This window comes from Polynucleobacter sphagniphilus (assembly GCF_029892205.1).
GTDB classification, from domain to species: Bacteria; Pseudomonadota; Gammaproteobacteria; order Burkholderiales; family Burkholderiaceae; genus Polynucleobacter; species Polynucleobacter sphagniphilus.
The window spans coordinates 295,789-310,943 of the sequence record NZ_JARXVX010000003.1 but is presented as its reverse complement, the minus strand read 5'-3'; the positions used below and the strand labels follow the sequence as shown (position 1 = coordinate 310,943).

At 47.9% G+C, this 15,155-nt stretch carries 12 protein-coding genes; 6 read left to right on the top strand and 6 right to left on the bottom strand.

From position 1 onward, the window contains the following. Positions 1–4: 4 nt before the first annotated feature. From M2125_RS08385 to panB, 4 genes are read left to right on the top strand one after another with little or no spacing between them, the layout of a single operon-like run. Positions 5–685, top strand: coding sequence for a histidinol-phosphatase (locus M2125_RS08385; protein WP_076023771.1), 681 nt, complete (start codon positions 5–7; stop codon positions 683–685). Continuing rightward, the gene (gene pcnB, locus M2125_RS08380) at positions 682–2,082 is read left to right on the top strand and encodes a polynucleotide adenylyltransferase PcnB (RefSeq protein WP_277542062.1); all 1,401 of its coding nucleotides are present in this window, start codon (positions 682–684) and stop codon (positions 2,080–2,082) included. The genes M2125_RS08385 and pcnB overlap by 4 nt, the downstream gene beginning before the upstream one ends. A 53-nt stretch (positions 2,083–2,135) precedes the next feature. Further along, a complete protein-coding gene (gene folK, locus M2125_RS08375) occupies positions 2,136–2,663 on the top strand; it encodes a 2-amino-4-hydroxy-6-hydroxymethyldihydropteridine diphosphokinase (protein WP_076023770.1) in 528 nt (175 codons plus the stop codon). Positions 2,664–2,681: 18 nt separating this feature from the next. Beyond that, positions 2,682–3,497, top strand: coding sequence for a 3-methyl-2-oxobutanoate hydroxymethyltransferase (panB, locus tag M2125_RS08370; RefSeq protein ID WP_280742821.1), 816 nt, complete (start codon positions 2,682–2,684; stop codon positions 3,495–3,497). 16 nt (positions 3,498–3,513) lie between these two features. On the opposite strand, the gene dnaJ is transcribed toward panB, so the two are convergent. The 5 genes from dnaJ to hrcA all read right to left on the bottom strand — a co-directional run bounded on the left by dnaJ (position 3,514) and on the right by hrcA (position 9,619). Beyond that, positions 3,514–4,638 (bottom strand): molecular chaperone DnaJ, encoded by a 1,125-nt coding sequence (dnaJ, locus tag M2125_RS08365; RefSeq protein WP_076023768.1) that lies wholly within the window; start codon positions 4,636–4,638, stop codon positions 3,514–3,516. Between the two features lie 90 nt (positions 4,639–4,728). Beyond that, positions 4,729–6,657, bottom strand: a complete 1,929-nt coding sequence (gene dnaK, locus M2125_RS08360; RefSeq protein WP_076023767.1) for a molecular chaperone DnaK — start codon at positions 6,655–6,657, stop codon at positions 4,729–4,731. A gap of 177 nt (positions 6,658–6,834) precedes the next feature. Next, a complete protein-coding gene (gene grpE / locus M2125_RS08355; protein WP_076023766.1) occupies positions 6,835–7,389 on the bottom strand; it encodes a nucleotide exchange factor GrpE in 555 nt (184 codons plus the stop codon). Positions 7,390–7,479: 90 nt separating this feature from the next. Further along, positions 7,480–8,574, bottom strand: a complete 1,095-nt coding sequence (gene hemH / locus M2125_RS08350) for a ferrochelatase (RefSeq protein ID WP_280741840.1) — start codon at positions 8,572–8,574, stop codon at positions 7,480–7,482. Positions 8,575–8,608: 34 nt separating this feature from the next. After that, positions 8,609–9,619 carry a heat-inducible transcriptional repressor HrcA gene (gene hrcA / locus M2125_RS08345; protein WP_076023764.1) on the bottom strand — a complete coding sequence of 337 codons (1,011 nt, stop codon included), beginning with the start codon at positions 9,617–9,619 and terminating at the stop codon, positions 8,609–8,611. 37 nt (positions 9,620–9,656) lie between these two features. Here hrcA and M2125_RS08340 point away from each other — a divergent pair, with 37 nt between their 5' ends. Next, on the top strand, positions 9,657–10,562 hold the full coding sequence (locus M2125_RS08340; protein WP_280741839.1) for an NAD kinase: 906 nt from the start codon (positions 9,657–9,659) through the stop codon (positions 10,560–10,562). A gap of 26 nt (positions 10,563–10,588) precedes the next feature. Continuing rightward, entirely contained in the window at positions 10,589–12,259 is a 1,671-nt protein-coding gene (recN, locus tag M2125_RS08335) for a DNA repair protein RecN (RefSeq protein ID WP_280742820.1), read from the top strand. A gap of 12 nt (positions 12,260–12,271) precedes the next feature. Here the strand turns inward: recN and glnE are convergent, their stop codons facing one another. Further along, positions 12,272–15,082: a bifunctional [glutamate--ammonia ligase]-adenylyl-L-tyrosine phosphorylase/[glutamate--ammonia-ligase] adenylyltransferase gene (gene glnE / locus M2125_RS08330; protein WP_280742819.1), complete on the bottom strand. Its 2,811-nt coding sequence runs from the start codon at positions 15,080–15,082 to the stop codon at positions 12,272–12,274. Positions 15,083–15,155: the final 73 nt, after the last annotated feature.

Here is a 15,155-nt window from a genome sequence, read left to right as displayed (position 1 = left end):
ATTAATGACCCAATTAGCACTTTTCGACTTAGATCACACCCTTCTGCCTTGCGATAGCGATTATGAGTGGGGGCAATTTTTGGCCCGCATTGGTGTGGTTGATAGCAAATACTACGCCCAACAAAATGAGCGCTTCTATCAAGACTACAAAGAAGGCAAGCTCGATATACAAGAATTTCTGCGTTTCGCCTTAAAGCCTTTGGCTGAGCATTCTCGCGAACAACTCAAACAATGGCATGATGCATTTATGCAAGAAGTGATCAACGGTCAATTGCGCCAACAAGCGCTTGACCTCGTCAAAAAACATCAAGATGCCGGCGATCTTTGCTGCGTGATCACTGCAACCAATAGTTTTGTGACGCGCCCGATTGTGCAGGCATTTGGCATTGAGCATCTCATTGCAACTGAACCGGCCACTCTTGACAATAATCCATTGGCTAATTTCACAGGCGAAGTAAGAGGCGAACCAAGCTTTCGTGAAGGAAAAATTATTCGCCTGAATGACTGGCTAGAAAAACAAAATCTCAATCTAGATCACTTGCCTTGTAGTTATTTTTATTCAGACTCGATGAATGATTTGCCTCTCTTAGAAAAAGTGAGTCATCCAGTCGCCACCAATCCAGATGACCGCTTGCGCCAAGAAGCTACCAAGCGTAACTGGCCCATCCTTGAATTGTTTGCATGATCACTAAATTTATCAAACGCATTTTGCGCCGCGACCCCATGGAACGACCTACTGCGGTCAATCGCAGCGGTGCCCCTAAGCGCATTCCAAAAAAATCACATCGCATTGATCCGCACTTACTTTCTAAAAATGCGGTTAAGGTCACACATACACTGCAACAAGCAGGCTATGAGGCATTTATCGTAGGTGGAGCGGTTCGAGATCTCGCGCTGGGTATCAGCCCAAAAGATTTTGACGTAGCCACCAATGCAACCCCTGAGCAAGTTCAAAAATTATTCCGCAAAGCCCGTCTGATTGGGCGCCGCTTTCAAATTGTGCACGTCACCTTTTTTGGCAAAGGTCACCCTGAAATTATTGAAGTTTCGACATTCAGAGCTTTACTCGAAAATGCCGGCGATCATGTCGCTGAAAGTGGTCGCATACTGAGCGATAACGTCTGGGGCTCACAAGGTGAAGATGCTAACCGTCGCGATTTCAGCATCAATGCCATGTATTACGATCCGCAAACAGAGACCATACTGGATTATCACGGCGGTATGGCTGACATGCAGAAGAAAACCCTGCGGATGATCGGTGATCCAGCTAAACGCTACCGCGAAGATCCTATCCGTATGTTGCGGGCTATTCGTTTTGCCGCCAAAACTGGTTTTACCTTGGATCCACAAACCGGCGCTCCGATAGCTAAATTAGGAAAGCTCTTACATGACGTTCCCGCTGCCCGTCTCTTTGATGAAATTCTGAAACTACTGATGTCTGGTTATGCCTGGGCAGCAATACAAGGCCTTCGCAATGCAGGACTTCATCATGGCCTACTCCCACTGCTCGATACCATTCTCGATCAAACCACTGATTCCAAAGAAGCCAATGAATTTGTGCGTCTTGCTCTCAGCAATACCGATCATCGCATTCAATCCGGAAAAACGGTGTCGGCAGGTTTTTTATTTGCCACATTGCTATGGCCTGATTTATTAAAAAACTGGAAAAAGAATATTGCCAATGGTGTTTCGGTCATTCCTGCGCTACATGATGCAATGGACGAGACGATTGCCACCCAAAGTAGCGGCATGACTATCCAGCGGCGCTTTGAAAGCGATATGCGCGAAATCTGGTCAATGCAGCCCCGCTTTGAGAAACGGGTTGGGCGCTACCCATATCGCCTGATTGAATCCCCTCGCTTCAGAGCGGCATACGATTTTCTGCTACTGCGCTGTGCATCCGGTGAAAAAAATGCCAGTCTTGGCCAGTGGTGGACTGACTTTATTGCAGCTGACCCTGCTGGCCAAGAGGCCTTGATGGCAGCCGTGAAAAATGAATCGGTCAATACTGCGCCTGCTGCTAAAAGACGGCGCCGGAGAAAACCCAAGGTCAACGCACCGAGCGAAACAACACCGAGCTAAGCAAACTTATCAGAACTTGAGTAAAGTAGACTCATCTTCAATATGGAACTTGTATGGCAAGAGCATTTATCGGATTTGGTGGCAATATTGGCGACACTCGCCAGTTAATTACCGATGCTATCGTCTGCCTAGCGCAACGTTGCGAACTCCAAATTCTCAACAAAAGCTGCTTCTATCAAAGTGCTCCCGTGGAAGCGGTGGGTGGGGACTACATTAATGCAGTCATTGAAATTGAAACCCAGCTCAGTCCATATGGCTTGCTGCACATTTGCCAGGCAATAGAACAAGAGTTTGGTCGCGAGCGCCCCTATGCCAATGCGCCACGCACCTTAGATCTTGATATCCTTTCGTTTGAAGGGGTCTCCCAAACTGATACTGAGCTCACCTTGCCACACCCTCGCATCATCGAGCGTTCATTTGTATTGCTACCCCTGCTTGAAATCGCACCTGATTTCTTCTTACCCAATTGGGGTGAACTCAAAGCCTACTTACCCAAAGTGGCCCATCAGAGCATCGAAAAACTAAGCTGCAGAAACTGTGGCTGCACAGAAAAAGACGCATACCAGCAAGCCGCTCATTAAGTTTAGTAAACTTTGCTCATGAGCTACCTACAGGGCGACAAGCCAATCACAATTACCAAGCTACTCTCTATGCACACTGAGGGTGAGAAGATCGCCATGCTCACTGCATACGATTCCACCATGTCTGCCCTCTTAAATCGCTGTGGTGTTGAAACCATTTTGATTGGTGATTCACTGGGCAATGTAGTGCAGGGCCATAGTAGCACCACACCTGTCACCGTAGAACAAGTGGCATACCACACCGAGTGTGTAGCGCGTGCTAATTCTCATGCCTTCATTATTGCTGATTTACCATTTGCCAGTTATGGCGATCCAGTACAAGCGCTGGACTCAGCTGCACAATTAATGCGTGCTGGTGCGGATATGGTCAAGCTCGAGGGTGGAGATTGGCAAATTGAAATTATTCAATACTTGGTTGAGCGCAGTGTGCCAGTATGCGCGCATCTTGGACTATTGCCACAATCAGTTCATGTTCTTGGTGGATATAAAGTACAGGGCAAGTCTAAAGATGCGGCAACCCTGATGCGTGAACAGGCACTTGCGTGCCAAGAGGCAGGCGCGCAAATGCTTGTGCTCGAAGCAATTCCCTCATCACTCGGTAAACAAATTACAAAATCCCTTGCAATTCCAACCATTGGAATTGGCGCTGGACCAGATTGCTCTGGTCAGGTTTTAGTATTGCAAGATATGTTGGGCATTAGCCCCGGTAAGCCACCCAAGTTTGTTAAAAACTTTGTAGATGGCCACGCCTCAATTGAAGCTGCCATCAAAGCCTATGTTCGGGAAGTAAAAACTGGGATATTCCCCGGACCAGAGCACGGCTTTGCTGGCTAAGCTCACACATTCTTCTTTAGCTAAAAAAACTCTTTACGCCATCAAACCAACCCTTTTGATGCGGGTTATGTTTGTCACCGCCCGATTTAAGGCTGTCATCAAATTTCTTCAATAACTTCTTCTGTTCATCGGTTAACTTTACCGGCGTTTCCACAATCACATGCACAAATAAGTCGCCCACCAGGGTGGAGCGCAAACCTTTAATGCCCTTGTTGCGCAAACGGAATGTCTTGCCCGTCTGAGTTCCCTCAGGAATCGGAAACTCAACACGACCAGAGAGGGTTGGCACCTCAATCTGACCACCAATGGTAGCTGTTGCAAAAGAGATTGGCATTTGCACATGGAGATCGCTGCCATCGCGTTCAAACACCTTATGAGGTTTGACTCGGACTTCTACATAGAGATCGCCAGATGGACCGCCATTCAAACCGGGCTCACCGTTGCCAACGGACCGCACACGCATTCCATCATCAATACCTGCGGGAATCTTGATCTCTAGAGTCTTCTGCTCTTTATGCTGCCCACTACCATGACATGTTTTGCATGGCTTAGGAATGTACTCGCCTGTGCCGCGGCACTTGGGACAAGTTTGTTGCATTGAAAAGAAGCCTTGCTGTACACGGACCTGGCCGTGACCATCGCAAGTTGAGCATTTTTCTGGCTTACTTCCAGGCTCAGCACCAGTGCCATGACATGGTTTGCATGCACTCCAACTAGGCACCCGAATTTGAGAGGTATAGCCTTCAGCTGCCTGCTCAAGTGTGATCTCCATGTTGTAGCGTAAATCAGCGCCCTTGTAGACCTGAGGGCCAGAGTGACGACCGCCACCTTGACCAAAGATATCCCCAAAAATATCCCCGAATGCATCAGCAAAGCCACCACCACCGAAACCGCCGCCACCCATCGATTGATCAACACCAGCGTGGCCATATTGATCATATGCAGCACGCTTGTTAGGGTCAGTGAGCGTCTCATACGCCTCTTTGACTTCCTTAAATTGGGCTTCGGCAGTTTTGCTATCCGGGTTACGATCCGGATGGTATTTCATCGCCAACTTACGGTAAGCTTTTTTTAACTCTTCGTCGCTAGCACCTCTGGCTACGCCCAGGACTTCGTAAAAATCGCGTTTGCTTTTTGACACAACATTCCTCTCAACTACTTCAATGACACAAGTCGGCACGGGGCCGACTTGTTATTTATTTACTACTCACTGATGAATAATGACTCTGAATTATTTCTTGTCATCCACTTCTTTAAAGTCAGCATCAACCACGTCAGCATCTGCTGCAGGGGCTTCATTCGGCGCTGCACCTGGAGCTGCGCCACCAGCTTTAGCCTGTTCAGCAGCCATCGCTTTTTCGCCCAGCTTCTGGCTGACTTTACCCAAAGCTTCCGTCTTCGCCTCAATAGCAGCTTTATCACTACCTTTGATGGCTTCGTCTAACTCCTTCAAAGCAGCCTCAATCGCTTCTTTTTCGGAAGCTTCTAAGCTAGCACCATGCTCTTCCAATGCCTTCTTGGTTGAGTGAGCCAAGGCATCTGCAGTATTGCGCGCGGTCACCAACTCAAGTGCCTTCTTATCTTCCTCAGCATTAGCTTCTGCATCCTTCACCATGCGCTGAATTTCTTCTTCGGTCAAACCAGAATTTGCCTTAATGGTGATCTTGTTCTCTTTGCCAGTGGTTTTGTCTTTTGCAGTGACATGCAAAATACCGTTGGCATCAATGTCAAAGGTCACTTCAATTTGTGGCATACCGCGTTGCGCAGGGGCAATCCCTTCGAGATTGAATTCACCTAACAACTTGTTTGCCGCAGCCATTTCACGCTCACCTTGGAAGCACTTAATGGTCACTGCAGGCTGATTATCTTCAGCGGTAGAGTAAACCTGTGAATGCTTAGTAGGGATCGTGGTGTTCTTTGGAATCATCTTAGTCATCACGCCGCCCAAAGTCTCAATACCCAATGACAATGGGGTAACGTCTAAGAGCAATACGTCTTTACGATCTCCAGACAATACGGAACCTTGAATAGCCGCACCAACTGCCACTGCCTCATCTGGGTTCACATCTTTGCGTGGCTCTTTGCCAAAGATTTCTTTTACTTTGTCTTGTACTGCAGGCATACGGGTTTGACCGCCGACCAAAATCACGTCGTCGATTTCAGATGCGCTAACGCCAGCATCCTTAATCGCCATTAAGCATGGGCCTGCTGTACGCTTGATTAACTCCTCTACCAAGGACTCTAATTTGGCACGAGTCAATTTCAAGTTCAAATGCTTTGGACCGCTTGCATCCGCAGTGACGTAAGGTAGATTGATTTCTGTTTGCTGCGCTGAGGACAATTCGATTTTGGCTTTTTCAGCAGCATCTTTCAAACGCTGCAATGCCAATACATCTTTACTCAGATCAACGCCTTGTTCTTTCTTAAACTCATCAATGATCCAATCAATAATGCGTTGGTCAAAGTCTTCACCGCCCAAGAAGGTGTCACCGTTCGTGGAAAGTACTTCGAATTGTTTCTCACCATCAACGTTTGCAATCTCAATGATGGATACGTCAAATGTACCGCCACCCAAGTCATACACCGCAATCTTGCGATCTGCTTTGTCTTGCTTATCCAGTCCGAATGCCAAAGCGGCTGCTGTTGGTTCATTAATGATGCGCTTTACCTCTAAACCTGCAATACGGCCAGCATCTTTGGTTGCTTGACGCTGACTATCATTAAAATAAGCAGGTACGGTGATCACCGCCTCGGTCACTTCTTCACCCAGGTAATCTTCGGCAGTCTTTTTCATCTTGCGCAAAATTTCAGCGGAAACTTGCTGAGGCGCCATTTTTTTATCACGTGCTTGAACCCAAGCATCGCCGTTATCTGCAGCAATGATTGAATATGGCATCAGGCCAATGTCTTTTTGCACTTCTGGATCAGTGAATTTGCGACCCATTAAACGCTTTACTGCATAAATGGTGTTCTTCGGATTGGTTACTGACTGACGTTTTGCAGGTGCGCCAACCAATACTTCGCCGTCTTCAACATAAGCAATGATTGATGGTGTTGTGCGAGCGCCTTCTGCGTTCTCAACCACCTTTGGTGCGTTGTTTTCAACGACTGAAACACACGAATTAGTGGTTCCTAAGTCGATTCCGATAATCTTTCCCATAATTGCTCCAAAAAATTAAGTTGTTATGTAATCTCTGATGTGCTGCTGCGAATAAATCGATATTCAATAAGTGGGGTCTAAAAAGACTATTTCAAGGGTTAAAAAAGGAAAAAGGCAGAAATCTGCCTTTTTTTCTCTCTTTTTTAGGATTTTTGAGCAAAATCCCCAGAAAACCCCTTATTTTGGGGCGCTCACCATCACTAATGCGGGTCTGAGCACCCGATCAGCGATCGAATAGCCTCGCTGCAAGACTGAAACCACCGTGTTTGGCTCTTGCTCTGAAGGCACCGCTGAAATAGCTTGATGATGATGAGGATCAAACTTATCACCTACAGCTGGATTAATTTCGGTCATGCGACCTTTTTCAAAAGCAGACAGTAGCTGCTTGAGTGTAATTTCGAGACCCTCTTTAAAGGCTTTGGCATCGACTGCTTCGGCGCTCAGTGCGGCATATAAGCTATCGGTTACCGGAACTAAATGCTCAGCAAAACTTTCAATTGCAAATTTATGGGCCTTGGCAATGTCTTCAACAGCACGGCGGCGAATATTTTCTCCTTCAGCTTTGGCGCGCAGGAAGTTATCCTGCATCTCACCCAACTTTTGATTTAATTCCTCAATCAGTTGTGCACTGGATTCAACCATTAACTCAGGCTCTGCGCCATCGGCCACCTGCGGCTCAACTTCCAGATTCTCTTTACTTGGTTCGGTTGGATTCTGATTTTCTTGTGTCATGGCTAGGAATTCACTTTTCTTTAAAAACGGCTACGAATAATGCTTATTGGGGATATTGGGTCAATATACTGGTTTTCAAGTACCCGAAATTCAAGTCAATGCCTTTTTAGCCAACTCAGCACGTTCATTGCGCTCATTCAACACTGCCTCGGGCTCTGAGCTCAGGGGCCAACCCTGCAAATGATCGTGGGCGATATTAGCCAAAGCCTCGATCCATTTGGGGTTGCTATTTAAGCAGGGAATATAGCGATAGTCCTTGCCACCGTGCTCCAAAAAGATTTCACGTGCTTCCATGGCAATCTCCTCAAGCGTTTCTATGCAATCGGCTGGAAAGCCTGGACAGAAGATATCAAGGCGCTGGCATCCCTCTTTAGCTAACTTCTCAATAGTAGGAGCTGTGTACGGCTTTAACCACTCTTGCTTACCAAAACGGGATTGAAAGGTAACTAGATATTGCCCGCGCTCCAAGCCCAAAGACTCGCCCAATAATCGGCCTGTTTTGAGGCATTCACAATGATAGGGGTCGCCTTTCATTAAGTTGCGTTTAGGCAGTCCATGAAAGGACATTACAAAACGATCACCTCTTGCAAAATCAGGGCGCCCATCTTTATCCCAAGCCTCTAAGACCTGGTCACGCAAGGCAGCAATATAAGCAGGATTGTCGTGGTAGTGCTTTATCAGACGCAATTCAGGCTGATCGCGCCAAGTTCCTAGTACACGAAACACTTCGTCAAAACTAGAAGCAGTAGTAGTGGCTGAATACTGTGGATACAAAGGCAAAAGTAATAAGCGCTCCATACCCTGCGCCTTGAGCTCATCCAAAACCTTTTTAGTGGATGGTTCGCCATAACGCATTGCCAAATCCACTAAAACTGAGTGGCCCTGATTGGTAAATAGTTCTCCGAGCTCTTTAGCTTGTAATCGGGAGTAATGCATCAGCGGCGAACCCAATTTAGGCAGCCAAATAGAGGCGTACTTCTTAGCTGAAGCACCACTTCGAATCGGCAAAATAATGCCATTCAGAATGCACCACCAAATTACTTTTGGAATTTCTACTACGCGTGGGTCAGAGAGAAACTCCTTTAAGTATGCTCTGACTGCCTTGGGCGTTGGGGCTGAAGGCGTACCAAGATTAAGTAATACAACAGCTGTCTTGGAGGGGCGCAAATGGGGATTTTGATTCAAGATAGATCCGTCTTCTATAAAAAATAATTTTCGCTCAGCTACTCAAGGCACCTGATAGTAATTTTGAAGTAATGTCCACAATCGGAATGACACGGTCATAAGCCATACGGGTTGGTCCAATCACGCCTAGGGTCCCAACGATTTGACCATCCACACTATACGGCGCACTGATGACAGCTAAGTCTTCATAGGGCAATAAGTCACTCTCTCCACCAATAAAGATCTGAATCCCATCAGCATGGCTGGAGACATCGAGCAACTGCATAAGAACTGATTTTTGCTCAAGCATGTCGAACATCTTGCGCAGCTTATCTAAATTGGAACTGAGATCACCCACATTCAATAAACGACGCTCGCCAGAAAGCACCATGTCACTCTCTCCCATGCCGTAATCGGATACGCCGCTTTGCAACGCCAGCGCCATCAAACCTGAGATATCAGCACGCAGGGTATCCAGATCAGATTTCAGGTGCATACGAACCTGGTCAAAACTCTTCCCAGCAAACTGGGCATTAATGTAATTACCCGCTTCAACTAACTGGCTGGGTGTGTAATCCTGAGTGGTCGGCAAAATACGGTTTTGCACATCGCCCTCTGGGGTCACCACAATGAGCAGAATTTTCCCTTCCCCTAAGCGCAAGAACTCAATGTGCTTGAAGACCTGAGCGCGCTTTGGGGTCATGACTACCCCAGCAAAATGAGTCAGATTGGACAAGATTTGCGCCGCTGAATTTAAAACCCGCGAAGGAGAATCAGGCAAAAGGCCTCTTTCCACCTCTCTAGCCGCTATTTCCTCTAGGGGGCGGACGGTAACCATGGTGTCGACAAATAGGCGGTAGCCCCTAGGCGTAGGAATGCGTCCAGCCGAGGTATGGGGGCTGGTAACTAGGCCCATTTCTTCTAAATCAGCCATGACATTACGGACCGTAGCTGCAGATAGATCCAAGCCGGAGAAGCGAGATAGGGTTCGCGAGCCAATGGGCTGACCCTCTTCGATATAACGCTCGATGAGGGTTTTAAGTAAAGCGCGGGAACGATCATCCATGGTGGAAGGGATTTTATGCCTATGGTTTAATCGTTATATGTTAAGCCCATCCCAAAAATCTGCCAAAAACGAATTTAACCGGGTGGCGCTGGTCGGTAAATTTCAAGCTGATGGTATCGAGGGGCACCTCATTGACCTAGCCCAGATGCTCAGCGACTTGGGCTGCGAGGTCTTTATTGAAACAGCAACGGCCACTCACCTGAACTTAAGCTCCCACCCAAGCAAGAGTCCCGCTGAATTTGCGGGAAGTATCGACTTGGTAGTGGTTTTGGGGGGTGACGGCACCATGCTCGGCATTGGGCGTCAGTTAGCCGGCAGCAAAGTGCCCTTGGTTGGCATCAATATGGGCCGTCTTGGGTACATGACAGACATTCCCATTCAGGATGTAAAAGAGGTTCTTCCAAAAATCATTGGCGGAGAATATGAGGCGGACTCCAGAACCCTTTTAGACGCCATTGTTTTGCGGGGGGCGCAGATCATCAACCGCGCCTTGGCCTTAAACGATGTGGTGGTCAACCGCTCCGGCACTTCTGGCATGGTCGAACTTGCGGTTTGCGTCAATGGGTCATTTATGTATAACCAGCGTTCTGACGGTCTCATTGTCTCGACGCCCACCGGCTCTACCGCATACGCACTTTCCGCGGGCGGACCGATTCTGCACCCTCGAGTGGCAGGCATTCTGTTGGCGCCAATTGCGCCGCACTCCCTCTCCAATCGCCCCATTGTCTTGCCCGAAGACGCCGTTACCAGTATTGAAGTGGTCGACGGGCGTGAAGTGATTGTGAATTTCGACATGCAATCTCAAACAGAATTGCAATCGGGCGACAAAATTGAAGTGCGTCAGTCTGAGAAATCAATCACCCTCTTGCACCCTCGAGGACATAGCGATTACAAAACCTTGCGTGAAAAATTACACTGGAACGAGTATCCATCGACTTTCTAATGTCGAGTTCTTCGGTACGCTAATACATGCTTCAAATCCTAACCCTTCGCGACTTTGTCATTGTTGACCAGCTCGAGCTGGATTTCACCTCCGGATTCACCGTCCTCACCGGAGAAACCGGTGCTGGCAAGTCCATTCTTTTGGATGCCCTCGGCCTTGTTCTAGGCGAGCGTGCAGATAGCAGTCAAGTGCGGGAAGGCTGCCAACGCGCTGAAATCAGCGCACTTTTCCAGATTGAGGCGGGGCAAATAGATCACTTCAAAAAATGGTTAGATGAACAAGGCTTTCCATTGGAAGAAGAAGGTCACAGTCTTTTGCTCAAAAGAACGGTTGAAAGCAATGGCCGTAGTCGAGCATTTATCAATGGCAGCGTGGCAACGCTCAGCCAACTTCGTGAAGCGGGCGATCAGCTAGTTGATATTCATGGTCAACACGCGCATCAACTCCTTCTGAAGGGAGGGGCGCAACGTGAACTTCTCGATCGCCATGCAAACTTAATGCCACTAGCACTAGAAGTTGCTGCTGCCTTTAAACAACTTGCCGACTCGCGCCGCAAATTAGTACAAGCCGAAAATGCTGGACAAGATATTGAGCGTGAACGTGAACGACTTGAATGGCAACTAGAGGAACTCACTGAACTATCTCCACAAGTAGGTGAATGGGAGCATGTCCAAAGCGAACATAGTCGCCTTGCGAATGGCGCCAAAATTCTTACTGGTTGCCAAGAGGCCATTGAAGCCTTAAGCGAAGCCGAGAACTCTGCTGAATCGACCCTCTCCAAAGCAAGTGCGAGTATTGCCACTTTAGCGGAGCATGACCCGCTCCTCAAAGAGATGAGTGAAGTACTGGAGTCAGCCTTAATTCAAGTAGGTGAAGCAGTGCACGGCTTAAATCGTTATCTACAAAAAGCAGACCTGGATCCAGAGCGCCTTAGCCAAATTGAAGAGCGCATGCAGGCACTGCATTCTGCTGCTCGCAAGTACCGAGTAGAGGCCATTGCGCTCCCAGCACTTTTACTAGAAACAGATGAGCGTTTAGAAGCCTTAACCGCCTCACAAAATATTGAAGCCTTGCGCGACAAGGTCATGCAAGAAGAAGTAACTTATCAAAAACAGGCCAAACTCCTCTCTCAAAAACGCAGCAAAGCCGCTAGCGAGCTTGGGGCAATGGTCACTACTGCTATGCAAAGCCTATCGATGGTAGGCGGTCAACTAGAGATCGCCTTAAATCCTTTAAGCGAAGGTGGCGCCAATGGTTTAGAGCAAATTGAATTCTTGGTTGCTGGTCATGCAGGCAGTACACCCAGGCCCTTGGCTAAAGTGGCCTCAGGAGGAGAACTTGCTCGTATCAGCCTGGCGATTAGTGTTATCACGAGTGAGGCATCCTTCACACCCACCCTTATTTTTGATGAAGTTGATGCCGGCATTGGTGGCGCAGTTGCTGAAACAGTCGGAAAGTTACTCAGGCAGCTTGGTCAATCGCACCAAATATTGTGCGTAACCCATCTACCTCAAGTTGCTGCCCAAGGAAATCACCATCTCAAAGTCAGCAAGTCACAAGCTGGCAACACCACACTCTCACAGGTAAGCCCTCTTAGCAGAACCGAGCGTGTTGAAGAAATTGCCAGAATGTTGGGGGGCGCAACGATTACTGACACCACACGCCGTCATGCCCGCGAATTACTTGAGCAAAGTTAACGCTTGCTTGCCTTAATCGATAGGGACTTTGAAAACGTTTCTCCAGAGCTGTAAGACCGAAGTTCTCGCTTGAATGAGGTTGGGCTCTGACTCCAAAGTCACGCGAATCTTTTCTGCCCCATCTAAACGCAAGCGGTGTTGACGCGCTCTGAGCAAGCGGTAGGCATCACCCACCTTGATAGCTAAATCCTCATCTATTAATCCAATGTTCCCAGCAATTCTGAGAAGTGCAATGTTGCCGAGATTTCCGACCAACTGCTCATGACGATGTGCGAAGGCCAACACCAAAAACTGGACAATAAATTCAATATCAACCATGCCACCAGCATCGTGCTTTAAATCAAATTGCACTGTAGGGTTTGGATGCCCCGCATGGACTTTCATGCGCATGTCCACAATTTCTGCGCGGAGTATTTTCTGGTTGCGTTGTTGTCTTAAGACTTCAGAGCGCACTTTTTCAAAATATGCACCCACTACCGGACTACCTGCAGAACAGCGTGCGCGAGTCAAAGCCTGGTGCTCCCATACCCAAGCGGAATTATCGCCCTCGCGTAGCTGATATTTTCTGAAAGCATCGGCATTGGTAACTAAAAATCCTGCCGAACCATTTGGGCGAAGCCGAGTATCAATTTCAAAAAGAGTGCCGGCAGCAGTATATGCAGTCAAGCAATGAATCATGCGCTTAGCCAAAAAAGTATAAATTTCTTGATCGGCATAACCAGCACCTTCTGATTGATACAAAAAGACTAGGTCCAAATCAGATGCATACCCTAATTCCTTGCCGCCTAACTTGCCATAAGAAATGATGGCAAATGGGGGCAATGACGAACTCAGGCCAAATTTTTGGGCAACGCTTGGCCACACGTGCTCAAAGGTCGCCTGCAAGATTAAATCGGCGAGTGCCGATAGATGATCGCTCACCTGCTCCACTGAAAGCCCCCGCTCTATACCAATGCCTAGATCAGCCAACAAGGTAATAAAGGTTTCGGTATGATACGTGACCCGCAAAATATCGAGCGATTGCTCAGAACCCTCACCGTTACTCTGAGCATCATCCAGGCGCATGTCGAGGTTTTCCTTAACTTCATACCAATACCGCTTAGGCTCATCAATCAGCAACTGCTCAGCACGAGAATGAAGCAAATAATCCAATAAATAAGGATGACCACTCAGGTAGGCGGCTCCCCATTGGGATGATTTCAGCAAAGCCAATACATTGAGCAAGGCTTTGGGGTATTCAGCCAAAATCGCCAGGTAAGCATTTCTTCTGGAAATCGATTCAAGCAAATCAAAAAGGCGCAAGATAGTGATATCAGCCGCCTGCGAATTGACTTCATTTGCCTGCAAATATTCAGTTGCCTTATTAAGCAGATTAAAAATAATTAAGCGACTTTTTTCCGGTAAATGTTTTTGCCTAGCGCTATCAAGCCAAAGCTCCCAGCGCTTGAAACCCTCCGGAAATAACACGGGGTCTGGACTCCAATGCGCCACTAATGGCGCGAGCTCTAAACGCGCTTTATCCTCAAGCACAAAAGCCTCTTCAAATAGCGCAGCAACAGCTGTCTGATGCTGTTCTAGTGCCTGCAAAAATGTTGAGTCGCCTTCAGTAGCGTTTGGCCCAGACATGGCATTAGCCAATCGCATCCTAGCAGCAGCATCTTCTGGTAAGTAATGCGTCTGTTGATCCTCCCATACCTGAATGCGATGCTCTAAGCGCCGCAAAAATACATAGGCCGCCTTTAAGGCCAGCACCGCATCCCGAGGCAATAAACCACGCTCTGCAATCAGATCGAGCACCTCTAAGGTAGGTCGCACACGAAAGCGAGGATCTGTGCCCCCACGCATGAGCTGAAACATTTGCGCCAGAAACTCGATTTCACGAATACCACCGCGCCCCAACTTAATGTCTTGTGAACGGCCATGGTGATGTGAGGATTTTTTTTCCGCCTCAATCTGTATTTGGGCATGCAAGTCGCGAATCGAAGCAATCACGCCATAGTCCAAATGGCGCCTATACACAAACGGTCGAATGAGTTGATCTAATTGTTTTTCACAATAAGCAAAATCAGCCGAATTGGGTGCAGGGGCAATTAACCGTCCCTTTATCCAAGCATAGCGCTCCCACTCCCTACCCTGCACCATTAGGTACTCTTCCAGCATGGGCAAGCTACAAACCAAGGGCCCGGAATCGCCATTGGGACGTAAGCGCATGTCAACTCTGAACACAAATCCATCTTCAGTATGCTCGGCCAGCAACTTGATTAAGCGCTTACCCATGCGCGTAAACCACTCTTGATGAGATAGGCTGTGAGGGCCATTTTGGGTCTGGCCATCACACTCGTACAAAAATATTAAATCGATATCAGACGATAGGTTCAGCTCATAACCCCCAAGCTTGCCCATACCAACTACCATGAGAGGTATTTCCGAGTGACGAACTACGCTCCAAGGAAGCCCAAACCGACTTTTCTGCTCAGCGCGAATAAAATCAATACATAGCGCAATTACCGCTTGAGCGAACTGACTCATGCCACGCATTACTTCATCGAGGCTAGCTAAGCCATTGAGATCTCGAAAAGCCAGCCAAAGCATTAATTTCTGACGTGCAAGACGTAAATGAGACATCAACAGAGCTTCGTCACACCCATTAGAGGCAGCTAAAACAGCGCACTCTCCTAGGAGGGCTTGAATACCAACTGGATCGACTTTTTGCCCTGCATGCAACTCTAGCCAATTAACCCATTCCGGCCTTGCATTGAGCCAGCGAGCAGCATAGCTGGAGTGCGTCGTCAAAAATTGGATTTGCTTGGAAAAATGACTCATTTCACCATCTTAATCCGGCGCAAGAATCTGACTCAATAGCTTGGCGAACCGGCGCTGGCTGACGGATAATAGA

Excerpts from the sequence above, each read along its gene's own strand:
- recN (WP_280742820.1), top strand. The coding sequence starts at position 10,589 with ATGCTTCAAATCCTAACCCTTCGCGACTTTGTCATTGTTGACCAGCTC.
- panB (WP_280742821.1), top strand. The coding sequence starts at position 2,682 with ATGAGCTACCTACAGGGCGACAAGCCAATCACAATTACCAAGCTACTC.
- grpE (WP_076023766.1), bottom strand. The coding sequence starts at position 7,389 with ATGACACAAGAAAATCAGAATCCAACCGAACCAAGTAAAGAGAATCTG.
- dnaK (WP_076023767.1), bottom strand. The coding sequence starts at position 6,657 with ATGGGAAAGATTATCGGAATCGACTTAGGAACCACTAATTCGTGTGTT.
- glnE (WP_280742819.1), bottom strand. The coding sequence starts at position 15,082 with ATGAGTCATTTTTCCAAGCAAATCCAATTTTTGACGACGCACTCCAGC.
- M2125_RS08385 (WP_076023771.1), top strand. The coding sequence starts at position 5 with ATGACCCAATTAGCACTTTTCGACTTAGATCACACCCTTCTGCCTTGC.
- M2125_RS08340 (WP_280741839.1), top strand. The coding sequence starts at position 9,657 with ATGTTAAGCCCATCCCAAAAATCTGCCAAAAACGAATTTAACCGGGTG.
- hrcA (WP_076023764.1), bottom strand. The coding sequence starts at position 9,619 with ATGGATGATCGTTCCCGCGCTTTACTTAAAACCCTCATCGAGCGTTAT.
- pcnB (WP_277542062.1), top strand. The coding sequence starts at position 682 with ATGATCACTAAATTTATCAAACGCATTTTGCGCCGCGACCCCATGGAA.
- folK (WP_076023770.1), top strand. The coding sequence starts at position 2,136 with ATGGCAAGAGCATTTATCGGATTTGGTGGCAATATTGGCGACACTCGC.